The organism is Aeromonas veronii bv. veronii, assembly GCF_000820225.1.
GTDB classification, from domain to species: domain Bacteria; phylum Pseudomonadota; class Gammaproteobacteria; order Enterobacterales; family Aeromonadaceae; genus Aeromonas; species Aeromonas veronii.
The window spans coordinates 171,943-190,159 of the sequence record NZ_CDDK01000013.1 but is presented as its reverse complement, the minus strand read 5'-3'; the positions used below and the strand labels follow the sequence as shown (position 1 = coordinate 190,159).

Sequence of the window (18,217 nt, the reverse complement as noted above, 5' to 3'; positions counted from 1 at the left end):
TCAAAAGAGGCCCGCAGCAGGTAAAATGCGCCCCCTTCGTTCGATGCCCGCGGCAGAGCGCTTGTTGTTCCATGCGTGCGCCCGCAGCCCCCACAGAGAGTAACGGATATGTCCATCAACTGGTTCCCCGGTCACATGCACAAGGCCCGCAAAGAGATTGCCGAGGTCATGCCCCAGGTCGATGTGATCATCGAGATGCTCGATGCCCGCATCCCCTTCTCCAGCGAAAACCCGCTGGTGCCCGAGCTGCGTGGTGATACCCCGGTGATCAAGGTGCTGAACAAGGCGGACCTGGCCGATCCGGCGATCACCGATCTGTGGGTGGCGCACATGGAAAAAGAGAAGGGGATCAAGGCGCTGCCGCTGACGCAACAAGAGCCGGAGAAGATCAAGCAACTGCTGACTCTCTGCCACGAGATGCTGCCGGAGCGCAATTTTGAGCTGCGCGGCGTGCGGGCGATGATCATGGGGATCCCCAACGTGGGCAAGTCCACTCTGATCAATACCCTGGCGGGGCGCATCATCGCCCGTACTGGCAACGAGGCGGGGGTGACCAAGTCCCAGCAGCGGATCAAGCTGGATAACAACGTTATCCTGACCGATACCCCAGGTTTTCTCTGGCCCAAGCTCAACCCGCCCTCCTGCGGTTATCGTCTGGCCATCACCGCGGCCATCAAGGACACTGTGTTCGACTATGCCGATATCGCCATGTTCGCCGCTGACTACTTCATCAAGGCCTATCCGGAGCGGATCAAGGCGCGCTACCAGATTGACGAGTTGCCCGAGACCGAGATCGAGCTGCTGGAGATGATCGCCCGCCAGCGGGCGTTTATGCGCAAAGGGGGGCTGGCCGACCTGCACAAGGCGTCCGAGATCCTGATCAACGAGTTCCGCTCCGGCCTGCTGGGGCGCATCTCGCTGGAGACGCCGGAGATGGTGAGCGTCGAGATTGTCGAAGCCGCCGCAGAAGCCGAGCAAAAAGCCAAAGAGAAGGCCGAGCGGGAAGAGGAGCGTCAGGCCCGCGCCCGTCGCAAGTACGCCCGCAAGCGTCAGAAATAGTTATCCTCAGGCGTCCCGAGCTTGCCTGGCAACGAGCGAGCTTGTGTGACCGAGAGGACGAAACACGAAGAGGCGACCCCAGGGTCGCCTCTTCTGTTGTATCTGGTGAAGTGCCCGCCCACTTCTGATGGGGTGTCCGCGCTATAAAGCCATGCCATCAGCCAAAACGGTGGCGCGCTATTTCAAACAGCGACATATGAAGCGGGATCAGCTGTTGCCAGTCGCGGCGATAGCCGCCACCGGGCACCGCCGCGATGGGCACACCGTGTTGTACTGCGCAGTCAAACACCATGGCATCGCGCAGGCGCACCCCTTCATCGCTCAGGGAGAGATAGCCAAGCTCGTCGGCATGATGCACATCGACGCCCGCCTGATAGAGGATGAGATCAGGCGAATAGAGGCGCAGTGCCAGTGAGAGTGCCTGTTGCAGTGTGGTGAGATAGGCATCGTCCGTCATGCCGCTTGGCAGTGGAAAGTCGAGGTGAGAGGTGGCTTTGTGATGGGGAAAGTTGTGCTCACCATGGAGGGAGAGGGTGATGATATCGCGCCGTCCGGCGCACAGGGCCGCACTGCCATCTCCTTGATGCACATCGAGATCGACGATCAGCACCTGTTCACAACGCCCCTCGTCGAGGCAAGCCTGGGCGGCAATCACCAAATCGTTAAACAGACAAAAACCGCTGCCGTGATCCCGATGGGCGTGGTGGTAGCCACCGGAGATCTGCAAGCCGCATCCCTGCTCAAGAGCATGGCGGCTGGCGGCAACGGTGGCACCCACCGAGCGCAAGGTGCGCTCTGTCAGCATGGGTGACCAGGGAAAACCGATCTTGCGGATGGCGCGATCTTCCAGCTGGCCGCTCAGGGCCGCCGCGACATAATCGGCATCGTGAATGCGACAGATTTGCTCACAGGTTGCGGCCGGTGCTTCGCCAAGGGGGTAACCCTGCACCTGCAGGCGTTCAAACAGCCCCTGATACTTGGCCAGCGGAAAGCGATGGCGCTCGGGTAGCGTCAGGGAGGAGTAGAGGGGGTGATAGAAAATGCGCAACGACATGGTGCCATTCTCCCTGGCAAGGTGGCGCTTTCTATATATGAAATCAGCAGATGAATCCATATATGTACTCCCTATATAAAGGGGAAGTGGCAGCGCATAAATAAAGACGCGTCGTGAGTGAGACCGCAGGATATAGAAAAGGGGAGCTTGGCTCCCCTTTCAGTCAATATCCCAGCCCGGCTTATTGCTGCTGGATAACCCAGATCTGGAAGGCTTTACGGGTTTCCGCATCGGCCTTGTTGTACCAGTTTTGCAACTGGGTCAGCGCTTCCGGATTGCTTTGAGCCTTGCTGGGGGCAACCTGAACCGGTACGCTGGCGGCAGCCATCACGGCAGCAGAGGAGACGGCCACCGCTTTGGGCTGGTTGAAGGCTTTGCCCATGTTGATCAGCTCTTGCTGATAGTCACGGGTCAGCTGGAAGCCCTCTACTTTCGGCATCACGAACTGTTCGCTACTCACTTGCTGACCACTGACCTTGTCTTTCAGCGCCACTTTCTGCTCTTTGACAAACTGCTTGGCTTCGGCTTCGTTGCGGGGCTTTTTATAGTCCAGCACCAGCTGTTGGTTGTCGGCGGCAGTGAAGTTCAGCACCAGCGGCTCGGCGGTCACCAGCTTGATTTCGTTACGGCTGGAGTAGTTGCCTTCAAAGGCGACGACCAACTGGTGTTTGCCGGCAGAGAGGGGGAAGGTGCTGGTTTTGTCGAGCAGCTTGGGGTTGATGGATTGACCATCGATCAGCTGGACGACATACGGGGTGGTCACTTCCAATTGGGCATCAGCAAGGGCGCTACCGGCGCACAACAGACCAGCCAGCGCCGGTACCAGAACAGTCAGTTTCATTTCATCTCCTTGAACAGTCAGGCGATTGCCCACTGAAAACAGGGGCTCATTTTTACAGGTTTGGCCTACTGCAGCAATGGCTCTTTCTGGTGGTCGATGTTCGCGCTGCTGTCAGTTTGTTTATCAATAGCGACCGACTTATTTATTCGATCCGCCGTGTAAACGGGGGGAGGGCGTCGAGCAACCCCTTGCCATAACGTTTGGTCAGCAGGCGGCGGTCGAGAATGGTGACTCGCCCCCGATCAGCCTCTTTGCGGATGAGGCGGCCACAGGCCTGGATCAGTTTGCGCGATGCTTCTGGCACCGTCAGTTGTAGAAACGGGTTCCCCCCTCGCTGCTCCACCCATTCGGCGGTAGCCTCCTCGACCGGTGAGTTGGGCACCGCAAAGGGGAGCTTGGTGATGACCAGATTGGTAAGGTAGTGACCCGGCAGATCCAGCCCCTCCGAGAAGCTGCCGGTACCAAACAGAATGCTGGCCTGACCGCCATCGCACTTTTGTTTGTGCAGGGTGAGCAGGGCATTGCGGGAGGCTTCCCCCTGCACCAGCAGTGATAGTCCCTTGGCTCGCAAGCCAATGGCCACCTCATTCATCTGGCGGTAGGAGGAGAAGAGCACCAGACTCGCCTCCTTGCCCGCCAGAATGCGTGGCAGCACGCTGATGAGTTCGTTGGTAAAGGCTGGCGAGTTGGGTTCGTGCTCCATCTTGGGCAGATAGAGCTCGGCTTTCTGATAGTCAAAGGGGGAGCGCAGGCGCAGATAGCGAGTGCCGTCGTGCTCCTTGAGCCCCACCTGATGGCGAAAATAGCTAAAGGAAGAGAGGGCGGTGAGGGTCGCGGAGACCAGCACGGCCCCCAGACATTTCGACCAGAGCCACTCCTCCAGCAGATACCCCACTTCAATCGGTGAGGCGTGCAGCCAGATATCGCCGTCATCGCTCTTGGCCATCCAGCGGGCGAGCGGGGTTTTACCGGTCGGGACATGGCGCCCCAGCATCTCCCAGAGGGCGCAGAAACTCTCCAGCCGTTGCAGATGAAAACCGCTCTCGGCCAGCAGAGGTTCGGCCTCCTTGCGGCGGATCTCACCATCTTTCAGCGCTTCACCTATGGCCCCTTGCATCCGATCCAGCGCCCGCAGCGCCTTCTTGCTCGACTCCTTGAGATTCTCCGCCAGCATGGGCAGGGGATCCGGCAGTACCCCTTCGGCGAAGCGGTAGTGAGGTTCCGTACCAAACAGCCGATCGTTGGCGCTGAGCCACTGCTCGACCGCCTTCAGGTCGGGCTGGATGGAGGCCAGCGCATCCTGAAGTTTGAGTTGGGGGTCGAGCAGGCTCTCCTTATTAAGAGTCCGCGCCAGCTTGCCTGCACTTTGTACCAGCTTCTCCAGCCAACGACGCGAGCCTTTGACGCTGGCCGACGCCGCGCCGTGATCCCGGGCGATGGTGGGCAGGTGATGGGCCTCATCAAGCACATAGATGCACTCATCAGGGGGCGGCAGAATGATGCCGCCGCCCATGGTGAGATCGGAGAGCAGTAGCGCATGGTTGACGACCAGCACATCGGCGCTCTCCATGTCGTTGCGGGCGCGATGAAAGGGGCAGTGCTGGTGATGGCTCAGCGCCTTGTTGCAGGTGTGGCGGTCGGCGGCGATGCGATCCCAGCAAGTGTCGGGAATGGGCTCCGGCCAGTTGTCCCGATCCCCGTCCCACTTGCCATTGATGTAGGCCTGCCACAGAGCCTGGTAGCGATCTTTGTCGCTGTCAGATGGTTTGGATTTGCTCAGACTGCCAAAGTCGAGCTCGAAGTTGGCCATCTCGGCGCCACTGGCTGCCTGCTCCAGCAGATGCTCGCAACAGTAGCGCTGCCGCCCCTTGACCAGCATAAAGCGAAACGGCAGCTCGCTGTGGCGGTGGTAAAAAGGAAGGTCTTTGTGGATCAGCTGCTCTTGCAGGGCCACGGTGGCGGTGGATATCACCAGCTTCTTCTGGGTGAGCCGCGCCACCGGGATGGCACCTTGCGCATAGGAGAGGGATTTGCCGATACCGGTGCCCGCTTCGGCCACCAGGATCCGGCGCTGCTTGTCGTACTCGCCGGTCAGGGTTTTGGCTATCTCGGCCACCAGAAAGTTCTGCTCTTTGCGCGGCACAAAACCGGGTAATCCATCCGAAATCTGGCGATAGGTTTGACGAATGGTGGCTTTAAGGCGAGTAGAGAGCATGAAGAGAAGGCCAGTTAGGGGTTAATCGAAGGACAAGGATACCCGCAACCCCTTGGTGAGGTCGAGGCAACTGCCATTATCACGGCTGTTTTACGCTGATCAGACCACTTTGGTTGTTTATCAGGTAGTTAGCATTATTTGCATGCAAAATAGACTATTTGAGTCCAAATAATCAGCAGGATTCATTGTAAACGTTTTCCTTTTGCCTTGCCGTCAGGTGAGACTTGGCTCACATTTTTGCCTCCATGACTATGGTTTGCGTAAAAAGTTCCAAGTTTTTTCATTGCGGTTCAAAAAATCCGGTGCTAGTCTCGGCGGCATAGTGATGCAAAGAACATCGCTAACACAGGGAATAACAACAACTTAGTGTTTAATTACAGTAGGCATTGGAAACTATGAAAAAGACAATTCTGGCTATTGCTATTCCGGCTCTGTTTGCATCCGCCGCTAACGCCGCAGTGATCTATGACAAAGACGGTACCACTTTCGACGTATACGGCCGTGTACAGGCTAACTACTACGGTGAGCACGATGATACCGACGGCGAGCTGGTTGGTTCTTCCCGTCTGGGCTGGTCCGGTAAAGTTGCTCTGAACAACACTTGGTCCGGTATTGCCAAGACCGAGTGGCAAGTTGCTGCTGAAAACTCCGACAAGGGCAGTGACGGTAAGTCTAGCAAGTTCGATGCTCGTCATATCTATGCAGGCTTTGACGGCACCCAGTACGGTAAAATCATCTTCGGTCAGACCGACACTGCTTTCTACGACGTACTCGAGCCTACCGATATTTTCAACGAGTGGGGCGATGCTGGTAACTTCTATGACGGTCGTCAGGAAGGGCAGGTTATCTACTCCAACACCTTTGGTGGTTTCAAAGGTAAAGTTTCCTACCAAACCAACGATGACGTAGCGGTCAAGATCACTGACGTTGGTCAGAAGATCAAAGAAGACGCTATTTGGGGTAAAGACGTTAAGCGTAAGAAAGCTTATGCCGTTGCCGCTGGCTACGACTTTGACTTCGGTCTGGGCTTCAACGCCGGTTATGCCTACTCCGACCTGCAAAACAAAGTTAACGGTCAGACTGGTAAGAAAGACGAGTGGGCTGTTGGCGCGCACTACGCTATCAATGGTTTCTACTTCGCTGGTGTTTACACTGAAGGCGAAGTGAAGAACAAGAGCCTGGGTCTGAAAGATGACGGCCGTGGTTACGAGCTGGCTGCTTCTTACAACGTAGATGCTTGGACCTTCCTGGCTGGTTACAACTTCAAAGAAGGCAAGGCCAACGCTCAAGCTGCCGGTTCTACTTACAAGGATCTGGTTGACGAGACCCTGCTGGGTGTTCAGTATGCCTTCACTCCGAAGCTGAAAGCTTACACCGAGTACAAGATCCAGGGCATCGACAAGCAAGACGACGAGTGGACTGTTGCTCTGCAGTACAACTTCTAATAAGTTGCACATGAGTAATATCCAGGCTTGAGTCTTTGACTAGGCTACGAATGGCCGAGATGATATCTCGGCCATTTTCTTTTTGGCGGCATTGCTATTGCGTAACGGAGTACTGGTGAATCGCCGGATTGTAATTTCTAGTGATAGTTGGCAGATTGCCGGTCTCGGTTAATTTGTACAGATCTAGTTATCACCTGACTCCGGCCTCAAACCGGTGTCTTGTTTACGCTACTTTAGTGCGCACTTCCTTCGGTATCAATTTCAGACCCTTCTTGAACATGGTGTAGGGGGTCTGACCCTCCATCATCCTGTCCTGATGTGGCCGCTGGGTGTTGTAGTGCACCAGATAGCTATCCAGGTCTGTCTGCATCTGTTCTACCGACTCATACCAGGTCGTTCTCCCCTTGATACGGAAGTGTTCATCCAGCAGTGTGCGATGTAGCCGTTCGATAAAGCCGTTGCTCTGCGGCCTGCGTACCTTGGTTGTCCGGTGCTCAATCCCCTCCAGTTGCAGAAACAGCTCGTAGGGATGGTGGTCTGGGCGTCCACAGAACTCGCGCCCGTTATCTGACAGGATGATATAGACCCGTGCCTCGTGGGCTTCGAAGAACGATAGTACCGTTTCATTGAGCACATGAACCGAGGTCACTGGAAGCTTGCTGGTGTAGAGCTGTCTCCAGGCGTGGCGACTGTAGCAGTCCAGCATGGTTTGCAGATACACCTTGCCAACTCCCTTGAGCGCGCCGACGAAGAAGGTGTCGACCGCCACCAGTTCCCCGGTGTAGTGGACTTCTATCTGACGTTCGCGGAACTCGGGGCTAGAGCGTTCTAACAGGCGAATTTGTTCTTCATTGAGCTCAATGGTCTGCTCACGGTGAGTTTTCTCGAGGCGCAGCAAGCGGTCGTGTTTGGAGAGCAAGTCGTGACGTTGCCACACGCCACGCACACCACCCGCACTGACGTTGATGCCTTGCAGAGCCAGTTTTTGCGCGACTCGCAGCGGGCCATGGGTTGGTCTGGTGAGGGAGTAATCGAGGATGGCCTGTTCAATCTCGGGCGCAACCCGATTGGGATGAGCCCCTTTACAACCGGGCAGTTTGTCGAGCAATCCCTCGGCACCATAGGTCTGGTAATTACGGCGAATTTCGTAGAACTGCTGACGGCTGTAGCCGATGAGCTTGCAGGCTTTGCTGACATTATTGAGCTCTTTGGCGAGGTCTAGCAGGCTGAGTTTGCGACGTGCTACTTTCTCGTTGGTGATCATGCAGAGGCTGATAGTATTTTGCAGGTGCAAAAAAGCCCCTTGGCGGGGCTTGGTGTCTGGCAAGGTCGGTGTCGGGATGATCAATCGAACAGGATGCGGCCGCTGGTGCCGGCATCGCTGTCTTTCCAGCTGGCGCCGCTTTTGCGCAGGGTGTAAGTGATAGTCTCCTGCTTGAATTTCAGGTAGTCGCTGCCGCTGTGACTTGGCTTTACCTGATTGCCATCGATATAGGTTTCCCCTGTGGTATCGACGTGAATTTCGGCCAAGGTGCGGCCATCGTCAGTGACCGCCTTATAGTTGCCAGCCCACGGGCTCTCGTCGCCATACTGCACGGCCCCTTCCTGAGCGTGCGCTTGGGCATGGGTCTTGTGGCCATGATGGGTTTTAGCCACGGCGCAGCCGGAGATACCGACCGCCAGCAGGCAACCGAGGGCGATATTGAGCAGAGTCTGTTTGGATTTCATCTTCATTTACCTGTATCAAATAATTGCAATGGATAAGGGGTGGAGCCCCCACGGTCGGTGTGGGTCCCGCTGAGCCGTGGCTCGAAATCAGTCCTGATTGATGCCAGAAATATGGCCGCGGGCGTCGGTGAGGCAGTGCCAGAGCCGGTCATTGGGCCCTTTGATATCAATCATCATCCCCGCTTGGGAGTCGGCCACATAGTCGAGGGTTAGTTTGCTGCGGCTTACGCCCGCTTTTCTGGCGACGGCATTCATGCAGGCGTTCTCGGCAACCTTGGTTTGCGCAGTGCTGCCGTTGTAGGCACTGCTGCTGGCGTTCTCATCATCGCCGTCGTCATCGTTCTCATCGTCATTGAGCTGGCAGGCGCCGCTGTCGCCATTTTTGACAAAATAGGTGATGCCCCAGTCGCCATTTTTCACCATGGAGAGGGTGGTGCGCCCCTTGCTCGCCTCGTAGAAATTTGAATTCACTTTTTTAAGCGGAACTTGCTGGTTATTGATATAAGCCGTGCCATCTTCGACGCGAAGATTAATATGTCCAGGACAGCTGGCGGATAAATCAGGCACCCCTGCATATGCGGTTCCGGTTATGACCAATACAGAGAGAGCAAGCAGCGTTTTTTTCATCAGATAACCTCAAATCAACAAGGTTCAGCAAGTGTGATGTCGTCAAAATAACGGTTGCTATGCCTGAACGTTATTTCTGTGCTCATTGCACACCTGTTATCGGTAGCCCGCAGTCAGTCGTTTCAGTGCGCCTCGTCCTGCCGGGATGACGCCAAATTTAGCAGTCGGGTGATGTAAGTAAAATAAAACAGGATTAATTTGGCTCATAAAATATGAAAAACTATAAACCTTTTAAAACAATGGTTTATGTGCAGATCAAGCCACTGTGCAAAAGATGAGGGACCTCCAGGTTGGTTCCTTATGGGCATCGATAAGGTTGGCCATCGGTCAGTGATGTCGGGCGTTTGGTATTTTTCCTGTTGCAAGCGGGCACAGGCTAGCGATATCAAGGGCCAATCAGCCATTGCGCGCCGTAAATATACAGAAAAAAGCACCAATTTTTGGTGTGCGAGGGGGGGGGCAAAATTGGCCTGCCAGCAGGAAGATATTTTTACCTGATATGACTGGGTAGTGAGAAATATGAAAGGGGGTAGATCAATAAATCCTCCATCAATACGGACATAATTACCCGGAGTGTTACTGTGCTTTCCCTGAGAATGGCCCACTCGTGTCAGGCAAAAATAACGACTTAGAAACTCATAGCCAACCCGATGGAATAACCGCTGGTGTTGTGGCTGAACATATAGCGGGCAACCAGCCGGGTACGGGTGACTATGATGTCGTATTTGCTGCTGTCCAGCTCCAGACCGGCGCCGATGGAGTTGAGGGAGTCAAAGCCAAGCAACCCCCGCTGCTCCCCCAGATATGCGGTATGGGCCCCCTCCAGTACATAGCGCACCGGTCTGTCGAGCAGGGTCCAGTGGAATAGCGGGGCCCGGCGGCGCAGATAGAGACCAAGGTTCTCCGCCTCGGCGTGACCACTGACGCTGGTCGAGGTACCGCCAAAGCTCTGCAGGTGCTGGTAGGAGTAGCGCACTTCGAGATCGATATCCTGCACCTTTGAAAAGAGCTCGTAGTCGAGCATCAGCGAGCCTCCCAGTCCGTACATATTGAGCTGCCCACCATCGAGAAAATCCAGCGAGTAGCCCTTGGTACGCTCCAGCAGCCAGTTGCCGATCCGCAGATCGCTGGCCATGGTACCGAGCGAGACGTTGGCGATGGGACGCAGCACCCAGTGGCCACCGCGCGGGTCTTCATGGAGGGCGATATCCCAGCCGATCCCGCCCGAAGCGGTCAGGCTGTTCCACTTGGTCGGGAGGGTGCGGCTCTCTGTGCCGTTGCTTACCACAAACTGGGGATCGTAGCGGCTAAAGCCGATCGCCCCTTCCAGATAGATGGGCACGGCTTCGCTCATGGTTGCGCCGCCACCGATCTGGGTCATGTTGAGGGCGGCAGATTGATTGGTGCCGCTGCCGATATCGAGGTTGCTGGCGGTGATGTCGGGCACCACGGTGAAGGTCATCAGCGAAAGCACCGCATTGGCGCGCTCCTGTGCCCACTCCTGATCCTGTGTTGCGGCCTTGACGGCGCTGGCGGATAGCGCCAGCAGCATTGGCAACAACATCTGCAATAAAGAGAAGCAAGAGCGGTGCATGAGTGTGGTTCCCGATAAGCGGCGTCTGATTGCCCTAGTTTTACTGTAGCGAGCTTCCTGCCGGTTGGCACGGAGCTAAGAGGGGGGAATAAGCGCCGCTTGCGGTCGGTTGCCGCTGAGGGGCAAGCCTTTGCCACACCAACGGCACGCCTTTGCAGTTTGTCGCTAAAGCTTGGCCTCTTGCCGCCGATATCTCTTGTGAGATCGTGTGGAGGACAAGCAATTGAACGCTTGGGTGTTGGGGTTGGTCAGCATATCCGTGAGTATGCAGTTACAGGCTGGGGTCACCGAATTTGGTGCCGGTCTGGATCAATCCGTCTGGCGTTTGACCTCCGATACCCAGATTGAGTGTCGCCTCGAGCACCCTATTCCCAACTGGGGAACGGGGGCCTTTGTCAGCCGCGCCGGACGCAAGATAAACCTCGACTTCGAGCTCAAGGGCAAGCGGCCACAGGCCCAGACCCAGACGGTGAGCCTTGGCATCATGCCGCCGGTATGGCGCCCGGGGATAGCCGGGCGAGAAGTGAGTCAACTGCGCTTCTATCAGCAGTTCGATGGGCTGGTGGAGGGGCAAACCGCCTGGACCATGCTCGACGAGCTGGAGGGGGGGCGGATGCCGACCTTCCAGTATCGGGACTGGTATCGCCAGAACCGCGCGGTGCGGGTGTCCCTCTCGTCTGTCAACTTTCGGGTGAAATATCAGGCTTTTATCGACTGTCTGAGCGGGCTCTTGCCCTACAGCTTCAACGATATCGCCTTTAGCGTGCTTACCTATGACAAGAACAGCGATCAGCTCTCCATCCCCTCCAAGCGGCGGCTGGCGATGATCAGCGAGTTTATCAAGGCGGACAAGGGCATCGACGTGGTGGTGATCGATGCTTACAGCGACAGCTATGGCGGCCGCTGGCCGAACCTGAAACTCTCCGAGAAGCGGGCCGATGCCATCAAGAAGGTGTTTGTCGATCTGGGGATAGATCCCGGCAAGATCTCGGTGGAGGGGCATGGCGAGAAGCAGCACGTCGCCTCCAACGAAACCGAACAGGGACGTGCCAAGAACCGGCGGGTGGTGATCAGCATGGGGCGCAATGGCGAGATCTAGCGCCGTCCCCGGTCAGAGAAGCATAAAAAAGAGCGCATCTGCGCTCTTTTTTGATCCTGCCATTCGGCAGCGGGATTAGGGCAGCTTAGAAGCTGTCACCGAGGCCGGTACCGGCATCTTTCTTGGCGATCAGTTCAATCTTGTAACCGTCCGGATCTTCGACGAAGGCGATCACGGTGGTGCCGCCTTTAACCGGGCCCGGCTCGCGGGTGATCTTGGCACCGGCGGCGCGCAGCGCTTCGCAGGTGGCATAGATGTCGTCCGCTTCCAGCGCGATGTGGCCGTAGGCAGAGCCCAGTTCGTACTCGCTCACCCCCCAGTTGTAGGTCAGCTCGATCACCGCTTCATCCTTCTCGTCACCGTAACCGACGAAGGCCAGGGTGTACTTGTACTCGCTGTTCTCGCTCTTGCGCAGCAGCTTCATGCCAAGGACGCGGGTGTAGAAGTCGATGGAGCGTTGCAGATCGCCGACACGCAGCATGGTATGCAGAATTCTCATTGCTCAGTTCTCCGGGTTGGTGATGTGTACTGCTTTCAATCTCGGTTGCGAGGCCATCAGCTTTCTGGATAGACCTTCTCTTTGTATTCGCACAAGTCCTCGATGATACAGGAACCACAACGGGGCTTGCGAGCCAGACAGGTGTAACGCCCGTGCAGGATCAGCCAGTGGTGGACATCCAGCTTGAACTCGGCGGGCACTACCTTGAGCAGCTTCTCCTCCACCTGATCCACATTCTTGCCTACCGCAAAGCCGGTGCGGTTCGATACCCGGAAGATATGGGTATCGACGGCGATGGTGGGCCAGCCAAAGGCGGTGTTGAGCACCACGTTGGCGGTCTTGCGACCAACGCCCGGCAGGGCTTCCAGCGCTTCGCGGTTCTCCGGCACCTCGCCGCCGTGGCGCTCCAGCAAGATGGCGCAGGTCTTGATGACGTTCTCGGCCTTGGTATTGAACAGGCCAATGGTCTTGATGTACTCCTTGAGCCCGTCCACCCCGAGATCCAGCATTGCCTGCGGGGTGTTGGCCACCGGATAGAGCTTGTCGGTCGCTTTATTGACGCTGACATCGGTCGCCTGTGCCGAGAGCAGCACGGCGATCAACAGCTCGAATGGCGAGTTGAAGTTGAGCTCTGTGGTGGGGTGGGGGTTGTTTGCCCGCAGTCGCTCGAGGATCTCTCTGCGTTTCTGGTTGTTCATGCCTTGCGTCCGATCATAGCTCGGTCGCCCGGACGCGAGCCGGGGCAACGTTGCAGTGGGCCACGGTAGCGGCCTGTTTGCGATCACGCCAGTCATTGATGGCGTTCTTGGCAGCGATCAGCAGCCCCAGCCCGATAAAGCCGCCCGGCGGCAAAATCGCCAGCAGCAGGCTGGCATCGGCGTGTAACAGCTCGATGCGCAGGGATTTGGCCCACTCGCCCAGCAGCAGCTCGGCGCCATCAAACAGGGTGCCCATGCCGATGATCTCGCGCATGCCGCCCAGTACCAGCAGCACCAGAGTAAAGCCAAGGCCCATCATCAGGCCGTCGAGGGCCGCCAGCAGCGGCGGATTCTTGGAGGCATAGGCCTCGGCGCGGCCGATGATGACGCAGTTGGTGACGATGAGGGCGATAAAGATGCCGAGCGCCTGATAGAGGCCATAGGTGTAGGCGTTCATCAGCAGCTGCACGCTGGTCACCAGCGAGGCGATGATCATCACATAGACCGGGATGCGAATATCCTTCGGCACCCAGTTGCGCACCAGCGAGACGGCGAGGTTGGAGCAGACCAGCACCGCCATGGTGGCAAGGCCCAGCCCCAGCGCATTGGTAAAGGTGGAGGAGACTGCGAGGGTCGGGCAGAGCCCCAGCACCTGCACCAGCGAGGGGTTGTTCTTCCACAGCCCCTGACTCATCAGCTCCTTGAGCTCGCCCTTGCGGCTTTCCAGCTCGGCAATCGGGGTTGCGCCCGTTTCAATCTGTTCCATCTGGTTCATGATTGCTCGACTCCGTTAGTTCGCCGCCGGACAAGCCGGGGCGTTGCTGAGCAGTTCGGGTTGCTCCTGCTGCAGTTTCAGCAGGTTCTTCACCGCCTTGACCACGGCTCGCGGGGTGATGGTGGCGCCGGTAAAGGCATCGTACTCGCCGCCATCCTTCTTCACCGCCCACTGGGGCTCGTTGTCATGGGTCAGGAATTTTCCGGCAAAGCTGTTGATCCAGTCCGATTTTTTCAGCTCGATCTTGTCACCAAGGCCCGGGGTCTCGTTGTGAGCGAGCACGCGCACGGCTGTGATGGTGCCCTTGGCATCAAAGCCCGCCACGATGCGGATCGCCCCGCTGTAACCATCCGGCGCAATCGCCTCCAATGCATAGCCGGTCACCACGCCATTCTTGCTGGCGGTATATAGGGCCTGCGGCTGATCACTGCCCAGATACTTCCTGCTGGTGACTTGCTTGCAGCTGGCCACCAGATCGTTGTCATAGCTCCCCTCTGGCAGTAATACCGAGAGGGTCTGCTGTTTCTCCAACTGCTGCTGGTGGGCGATTTTATCCTTGGTCAACTCGTTGGTCAGTACCACCAGCGCGGTACAGCCCAGCGCAAACATCGCCAGAATAAGGCCGTTCTTGCGCATGCTCTTTAACATGTCCGGGCTCCGTCAGCTGTGATGGGGGAAAAGGGCAGAAACATCATTGGCGACGGGCTCCATACACTTTCGGGCGAGTCAGCGTGTCGATAAAAGTGGGCAACGCAGAGGTTGGCCAGCAGCACTCGATACGTTTCGGCGTTATCGTCTTGGTCATTGGCGACGGGCTCCGTATACCTTCGGACGAGTCAGGCTGTCGATAAACGGCACACAAAGGTTGGCCAGCAGCACGGCGAAGGCGAACGCATCCGGATAGCCGCCAAAGCGGCGAATGATGTAGACCAGCATTCCGATCAGCACGCCATAGACCAGTCGGCCGCGCGGTGTGGTGCAGGCGCTGACCGGATCGGTGGCGATAAAGAAGGCCCCCAGCATAGTGGCGCCGCTAAAGAGATGGAACATGGGCGTGGCGGTCGCATCCGGGCTTACCAGATAGCCGATGGTGGAGGCCGCCAGCAGGGCACCGAGAATCGCGGTGGGAATGCGCCAGTTGATCACCTTCTGTTGCAGCAGGAACAGGCCGCCCAGCAGATAGCCGAGATTGACCCAGCTCCAGCCGATGCCGCCCCAGCCCTCAAACAGCGGGCCGCTCAGGATCTCGCCTGTGGTGAGCCCCTGGGTCAGGCCGGTTTTCAGGGTATCGAGAGGGGTCGCCATGGTGAGACCATCCACCCCCTGCTTGAGCTGGGCCATGCTGTAGCCGTCGAGGCTAAAGCCGGTGAAGATCACCGATGCGGCATCGCCAAAACCGAGGCCGTAAGCGCGCACGCTCTCCGGCGGCAGCCAGCTGGTCATCTGCACCGGGAAGGAGACCAGCAGCAGCACATAGGCGACCATGGCCGGGTTGAACAGGTTCTGACCCAGTCCGCCGTAAAGGTGTTTGGCGACAATGATGGCAAAGGCCGTGCCCACCACCAGCATCCACCACGGCAGCAGCGGCGGCAGGGAGAGACCAATCAGCACGGCGGTGAGCGCCGCACTGCCATCCATCAGGGCAGGCTTGATGGCGCGGCCACGGAGCTTGAGCACCAGCGCCTCGCACAGCAGCGCGGTCACCAACGCCAGCAGGATCTGGATAAAGGAGCCCCAGCCGAAGAACCAGGTCTGGGCCAGCAAGCCCGGCACGCAGGCCAGGATCACCAGCAGCATCAGGGTTCGGGTCTGTTTGCGGTTATGGGCAAACGGCGCAGTCGCAATATTGAACATGAGTCTGTCGATTACCTTGTGGTTGTTCGGTCGGCTGACGGGGCATCTTCAGCAGCACTCTCTGCGGCTCTGGCTGCCTCGGCCGCCAGCTTCTTCGCCTTGGCGCGGGCCACGGCGGCTGCAATGGCCGCTTTTTTCGGATCAACCGGGGCATCAGCCGCAGGGGCGCTCGCTTCAGGCGCGGCAGTGACGGCAAGTGGTTGCTCACTGCTGGCTGCATCGGTTTGCATCGGCTCGGCCGGTGCGCGCTCACCCTCAGTTCCGGCACTCTCTACCTGAGTACCAGCGCTTTCTACCTCAGCACTGGTACTTGCGCTCTGCTGCGCCAGTTTTTTGGCCTTGGCACGGGCGATGGCGGCGGCAATAGCTGCTTTCTTGGGATCGACCGCTTCGCTTGCAGCCGTATCGCTTTGGCTGGTGGTTACTTCGCCCTTGGCTAGCGCCACGTCGCGGGTCTGTGCGCTGGCAGTTGGCTCACTCTGCGCACCCTCAGCACCGGCACTTTCGCCCTGCTGGGCCAGCTTTTTGGCCTTGGCGCGGGCAATGGCAGCAGCGATAGCGGCTTTCTTGGGATCAACCGCTTCGCTGGCCGCAGATGGCGCATCGTTTTGGGTTGCAGCCGTTTCGCTGGTGCCTGCAGTGGCAGTCAGATTGCCCTCAGCGCTGTCACCCTGCTGGGCCAGCTTCTTGGCCTTGGCACGAGCGATAGCGGCAGCAATTGCAGCTTTTTTGGGATCGGCGGGCGCATCGCTTTGGGTGTCAGCGTCGGTTGTTGCGCTGTTGGCTGCGCTTACCGGCTCGCCACTGGCCTCGGCCTTTTTGGCCTTGGCACGGGCGATGGCGGCAGCAATCGCCGCTTTTTTCGGATCAACCTCTGCCTTTTGCTGATCAGCATCTACCGCAGGGGCAGCAACGGCTTCGGCAGTCACAGGCTCGGCGCTATCGCCAGCCTGAGCGGCCTTTTTGGCCTTGGCGCGGGCCAGTGCGGCAGCGATGGCTGCTTTCTTGGGATCGCTGGCGGGGTCAACCGCCTCGGTGGATTGCGCCGCAGCGGCTGTTTCGCTGTTTGCGCTTTCCGCCAGTTTGGCGGCGCGGCGCGCCTCCGCTTCCCGTTTGCGGGCTTCGCGGGCGGCAATCACGGCGCTGTTGTCAGGCAAGCCCTCGGCGGTGGCGGTAATGGCCGTGATGGGGGCATCCTGCTTGGCCTTGATACGAGCCAGGGCGGCTGCCACCGGATCTTCCCCGCCTGCGGCCGTCATGGTCTGACGGCGCTGGGCGGCGGCTTCGGCATGGCGCGCTTCGCGGGCCGCTTTCTCCCGCTCGAAACGGGCCTGCTTGGCTTCGAATCGCTGCTTGGCGCGTTCGGCTTTTTCGGCCTCGGCACGGGCTTCGCGAATGTCGTCTTTGGCGATCTTGTAGTACTGCACCAGCGGGATCTCGCTCGGGCAGACCCAGGCGCAGGCGCCGCACTCGATGCAGTCCATCAGGTTGAGCTTCTCGGCCTTGTCATACTCCTTGGCCCGGCTGTACCAGTAGAGCTCTTGCGGCAGCAGAGTGGCCGGGCAGGCATCGGCGCAGGCGCTGCAACGGATGCAGGGCTGCTCCGGGCCGGGGGCGGGCAGTTCGGCCTGTGTCGGCGCCAGCAGGCAGTTGGTGGCCTTGACCACAGGCACCATGGCGTGGGGCAGGGTAAAGCCCATCATGGGGCCACCCATGATCACCCGCTGCTCCGCTTCCGGTTGCAGCTCGAAACGCTGCAACAGCCAGCGTACCGGCGTACCCAGGCGCACCCAGGCGTTGCCGGGCTGCTTGAAGCTTTCGCCAGTGAGGGTGACGATCCGCTCGATCAGCGGCTCGCCGTCGATGATGGCGCGCTTGATGGCAAACACGGTGGCGACGTTGAGCACCATGATGCCGATATCGACCGCGCGGCCCCCCTTGGGCACCTGACGGCCGGTGAGCAGCTCGATGGTCTGCTTGGCACCGCCCGAGGGGTACTTGGTCGGCACCGTCTTGACCAGCACGTCCTCGTCGGTGGCGTGGCGGGTCAGCTGCTCAATTGCCTCGGGCTTGTTGTCTTCCACCCCGATCAGGGTGAGTTTCGGTTTGAGCAGGTGCTTGAGCACCCGGATGCCATCCATGATCTCGTCGGCATACTGCTGCATCAGCCGATCATCGGTGGTGATATAGGGTTCGCACTCCAGTCCGTTGACGATCAGGATCTCGGTGAGCTGGCCGCGGCCATCGAGCTTGCTGTGAGTGGGGAACACGGCGCCGCCAAGGCCCGCCACCCCCGCCTGCTGGATGCGTTCGAGCAGCTCGCCCCGCTCCAGATTCCAGTAATCGGCTTTGCCATTGCGCTCGCCCCACTCATCCTCCCCATCGGGGGTGAGAATGACGCAGAGATCGCCGAGTCCGGAGGGGTGGGCAACCGTGTGGTTGCCAATCTCGGTGATGGTGCCCGAGGTGGAGGCATGGACAGGGACGACCCGCCCCTTGGCATAACGGGTCAGCGGCTGACCCTTCTTGACCTTGTCGCCCACCTGCACCAGCAGATCGCCGGCGGGGCCTGCGTGCTGGCGCAGCGGAATGATGAGGCGCGGCGGCAGACCGGCGTCTACCACCGGGCTCTGGCTTGATTGCAGCTTGTTGTCGGCGGGGTGAATGCCGCCGTGAAAGTCCCAGAGCGTGCCGGCTTTGATACGTTCGAGTAAGGAATGCATGGTTGC

At 58.5% G+C, this 18,217-nt stretch carries 16 protein-coding genes; 3 read left to right on the top strand and 13 right to left on the bottom strand.

The window, feature by feature from the left end; all coding sequences use genetic code 11:
- The first annotated feature begins 108 nt into the window (after window positions 1-108).
- Window positions 109-1,059: a ribosome biogenesis GTPase YlqF gene (gene ylqF / locus BN1139_RS05645; protein ID WP_005334061.1), complete on the top strand. Its 951-nt coding sequence runs from the start codon at window positions 109-111 to the stop codon at window positions 1,057-1,059.
- 157 nt (window positions 1,060-1,216) lie between these two features.
- Here the strand turns inward: ylqF and BN1139_RS05640 are convergent, their stop codons facing one another.
- The 3 genes from BN1139_RS05640 to dinG all read right to left on the bottom strand — a co-directional run bounded on the left by BN1139_RS05640 (window position 1,217) and on the right by dinG (window position 5,169).
- Window positions 1,217-2,113: a histone deacetylase family protein gene (locus BN1139_RS05640; RefSeq protein WP_005350765.1), complete on the bottom strand. Its 897-nt coding sequence runs from the start codon at window positions 2,111-2,113 to the stop codon at window positions 1,217-1,219.
- Between the two features lie 181 nt (window positions 2,114-2,294).
- Window positions 2,295-2,954 carry a YccT family protein gene (locus BN1139_RS05635; RefSeq protein ID WP_005350768.1) on the bottom strand — a complete coding sequence of 220 codons (660 nt, stop codon included), beginning with the start codon at window positions 2,952-2,954 and terminating at the stop codon, window positions 2,295-2,297.
- A gap of 142 nt (window positions 2,955-3,096) precedes the next feature.
- Window positions 3,097-5,169, bottom strand: a complete 2,073-nt coding sequence (gene dinG / locus BN1139_RS05630; protein WP_005350771.1) for an ATP-dependent DNA helicase DinG — start codon at window positions 5,167-5,169, stop codon at window positions 3,097-3,099.
- A gap of 395 nt (window positions 5,170-5,564) precedes the next feature.
- On the opposite strand from dinG, the gene BN1139_RS05625 reads away from it, so the two are divergent.
- Window positions 5,565-6,614, top strand: coding sequence for a porin (locus BN1139_RS05625; protein ID WP_005350774.1), 1,050 nt, complete (start codon window positions 5,565-5,567; stop codon window positions 6,612-6,614).
- Between the two features lie 223 nt (window positions 6,615-6,837).
- Here the strand turns inward: BN1139_RS05625 and BN1139_RS05620 are convergent, their stop codons facing one another.
- The 4 genes from BN1139_RS05620 to BN1139_RS05605 all read right to left on the bottom strand — a co-directional run bounded on the left by BN1139_RS05620 (window position 6,838) and on the right by BN1139_RS05605 (window position 10,563).
- Entirely contained in the window at window positions 6,838-7,878 is a 1,041-nt protein-coding gene (locus BN1139_RS05620; RefSeq protein WP_041202756.1) for an IS481 family transposase, read from the bottom strand.
- An 80-nt stretch (window positions 7,879-7,958) separates the two neighbouring features.
- On the bottom strand, window positions 7,959-8,342 hold the full coding sequence (locus tag BN1139_RS05615) for a hypothetical protein (protein ID WP_005350780.1): 384 nt from the start codon (window positions 8,340-8,342) through the stop codon (window positions 7,959-7,961).
- Window positions 8,343-8,429: 87 nt separating this feature from the next.
- Window positions 8,430-8,969, bottom strand: a complete 540-nt coding sequence (locus BN1139_RS05610) for a hypothetical protein (RefSeq protein WP_005350784.1) — start codon at window positions 8,967-8,969, stop codon at window positions 8,430-8,432.
- A gap of 628 nt (window positions 8,970-9,597) precedes the next feature.
- On the bottom strand, window positions 9,598-10,563 hold the full coding sequence (locus BN1139_RS05605; protein ID WP_005350786.1) for an autotransporter domain-containing protein: 966 nt from the start codon (window positions 10,561-10,563) through the stop codon (window positions 9,598-9,600).
- A gap of 223 nt (window positions 10,564-10,786) precedes the next feature.
- On the opposite strand from BN1139_RS05605, the gene BN1139_RS05600 reads away from it, so the two are divergent.
- A complete protein-coding gene (locus BN1139_RS05600) occupies window positions 10,787-11,662 on the top strand; it encodes a flagellar protein MotY (protein ID WP_005350788.1) in 876 nt (291 codons plus the stop codon).
- Between the two features lie 85 nt (window positions 11,663-11,747).
- On the opposite strand, the gene gloA is transcribed toward BN1139_RS05600, so the two are convergent.
- The 6 genes from gloA to rsxC form a co-directional block, all read right to left on the bottom strand.
- Window positions 11,748-12,161, bottom strand: coding sequence for a lactoylglutathione lyase (gene gloA / locus BN1139_RS05595; protein WP_005337610.1), 414 nt, complete (start codon window positions 12,159-12,161; stop codon window positions 11,748-11,750).
- A 56-nt stretch (window positions 12,162-12,217) separates the two neighbouring features.
- Complete coding sequence (gene nth, locus BN1139_RS05590) at window positions 12,218-12,859, bottom strand: endonuclease III (RefSeq protein WP_005350790.1); 642 nt, start codon at window positions 12,857-12,859, stop codon at window positions 12,218-12,220.
- A 13-nt stretch (window positions 12,860-12,872) separates the two neighbouring features.
- The gene (locus BN1139_RS05585) at window positions 12,873-13,634 is read right to left on the bottom strand and encodes an electron transport complex subunit E (protein ID WP_013723905.1); all 762 of its coding nucleotides are present in this window, start codon (window positions 13,632-13,634) and stop codon (window positions 12,873-12,875) included.
- Window positions 13,635-13,649: 15 nt separating this feature from the next.
- Window positions 13,650-14,282: an electron transport complex subunit RsxG gene (gene rsxG, locus BN1139_RS05580; protein WP_005350795.1), complete on the bottom strand. Its 633-nt coding sequence runs from the start codon at window positions 14,280-14,282 to the stop codon at window positions 13,650-13,652.
- Between the two features lie 153 nt (window positions 14,283-14,435).
- Window positions 14,436-15,488, bottom strand: a complete 1,053-nt coding sequence (gene rsxD, locus BN1139_RS05575) for an electron transport complex subunit RsxD (protein ID WP_005350797.1) — start codon at window positions 15,486-15,488, stop codon at window positions 14,436-14,438.
- 11 nt (window positions 15,489-15,499) lie between these two features.
- On the bottom strand, window positions 15,500-18,211 hold the full coding sequence (gene rsxC, locus BN1139_RS05570; protein WP_005350798.1) for an electron transport complex subunit RsxC: 2,712 nt from the start codon (window positions 18,209-18,211) through the stop codon (window positions 15,500-15,502).
- Window positions 18,212-18,217: the final 6 nt, after the last annotated feature.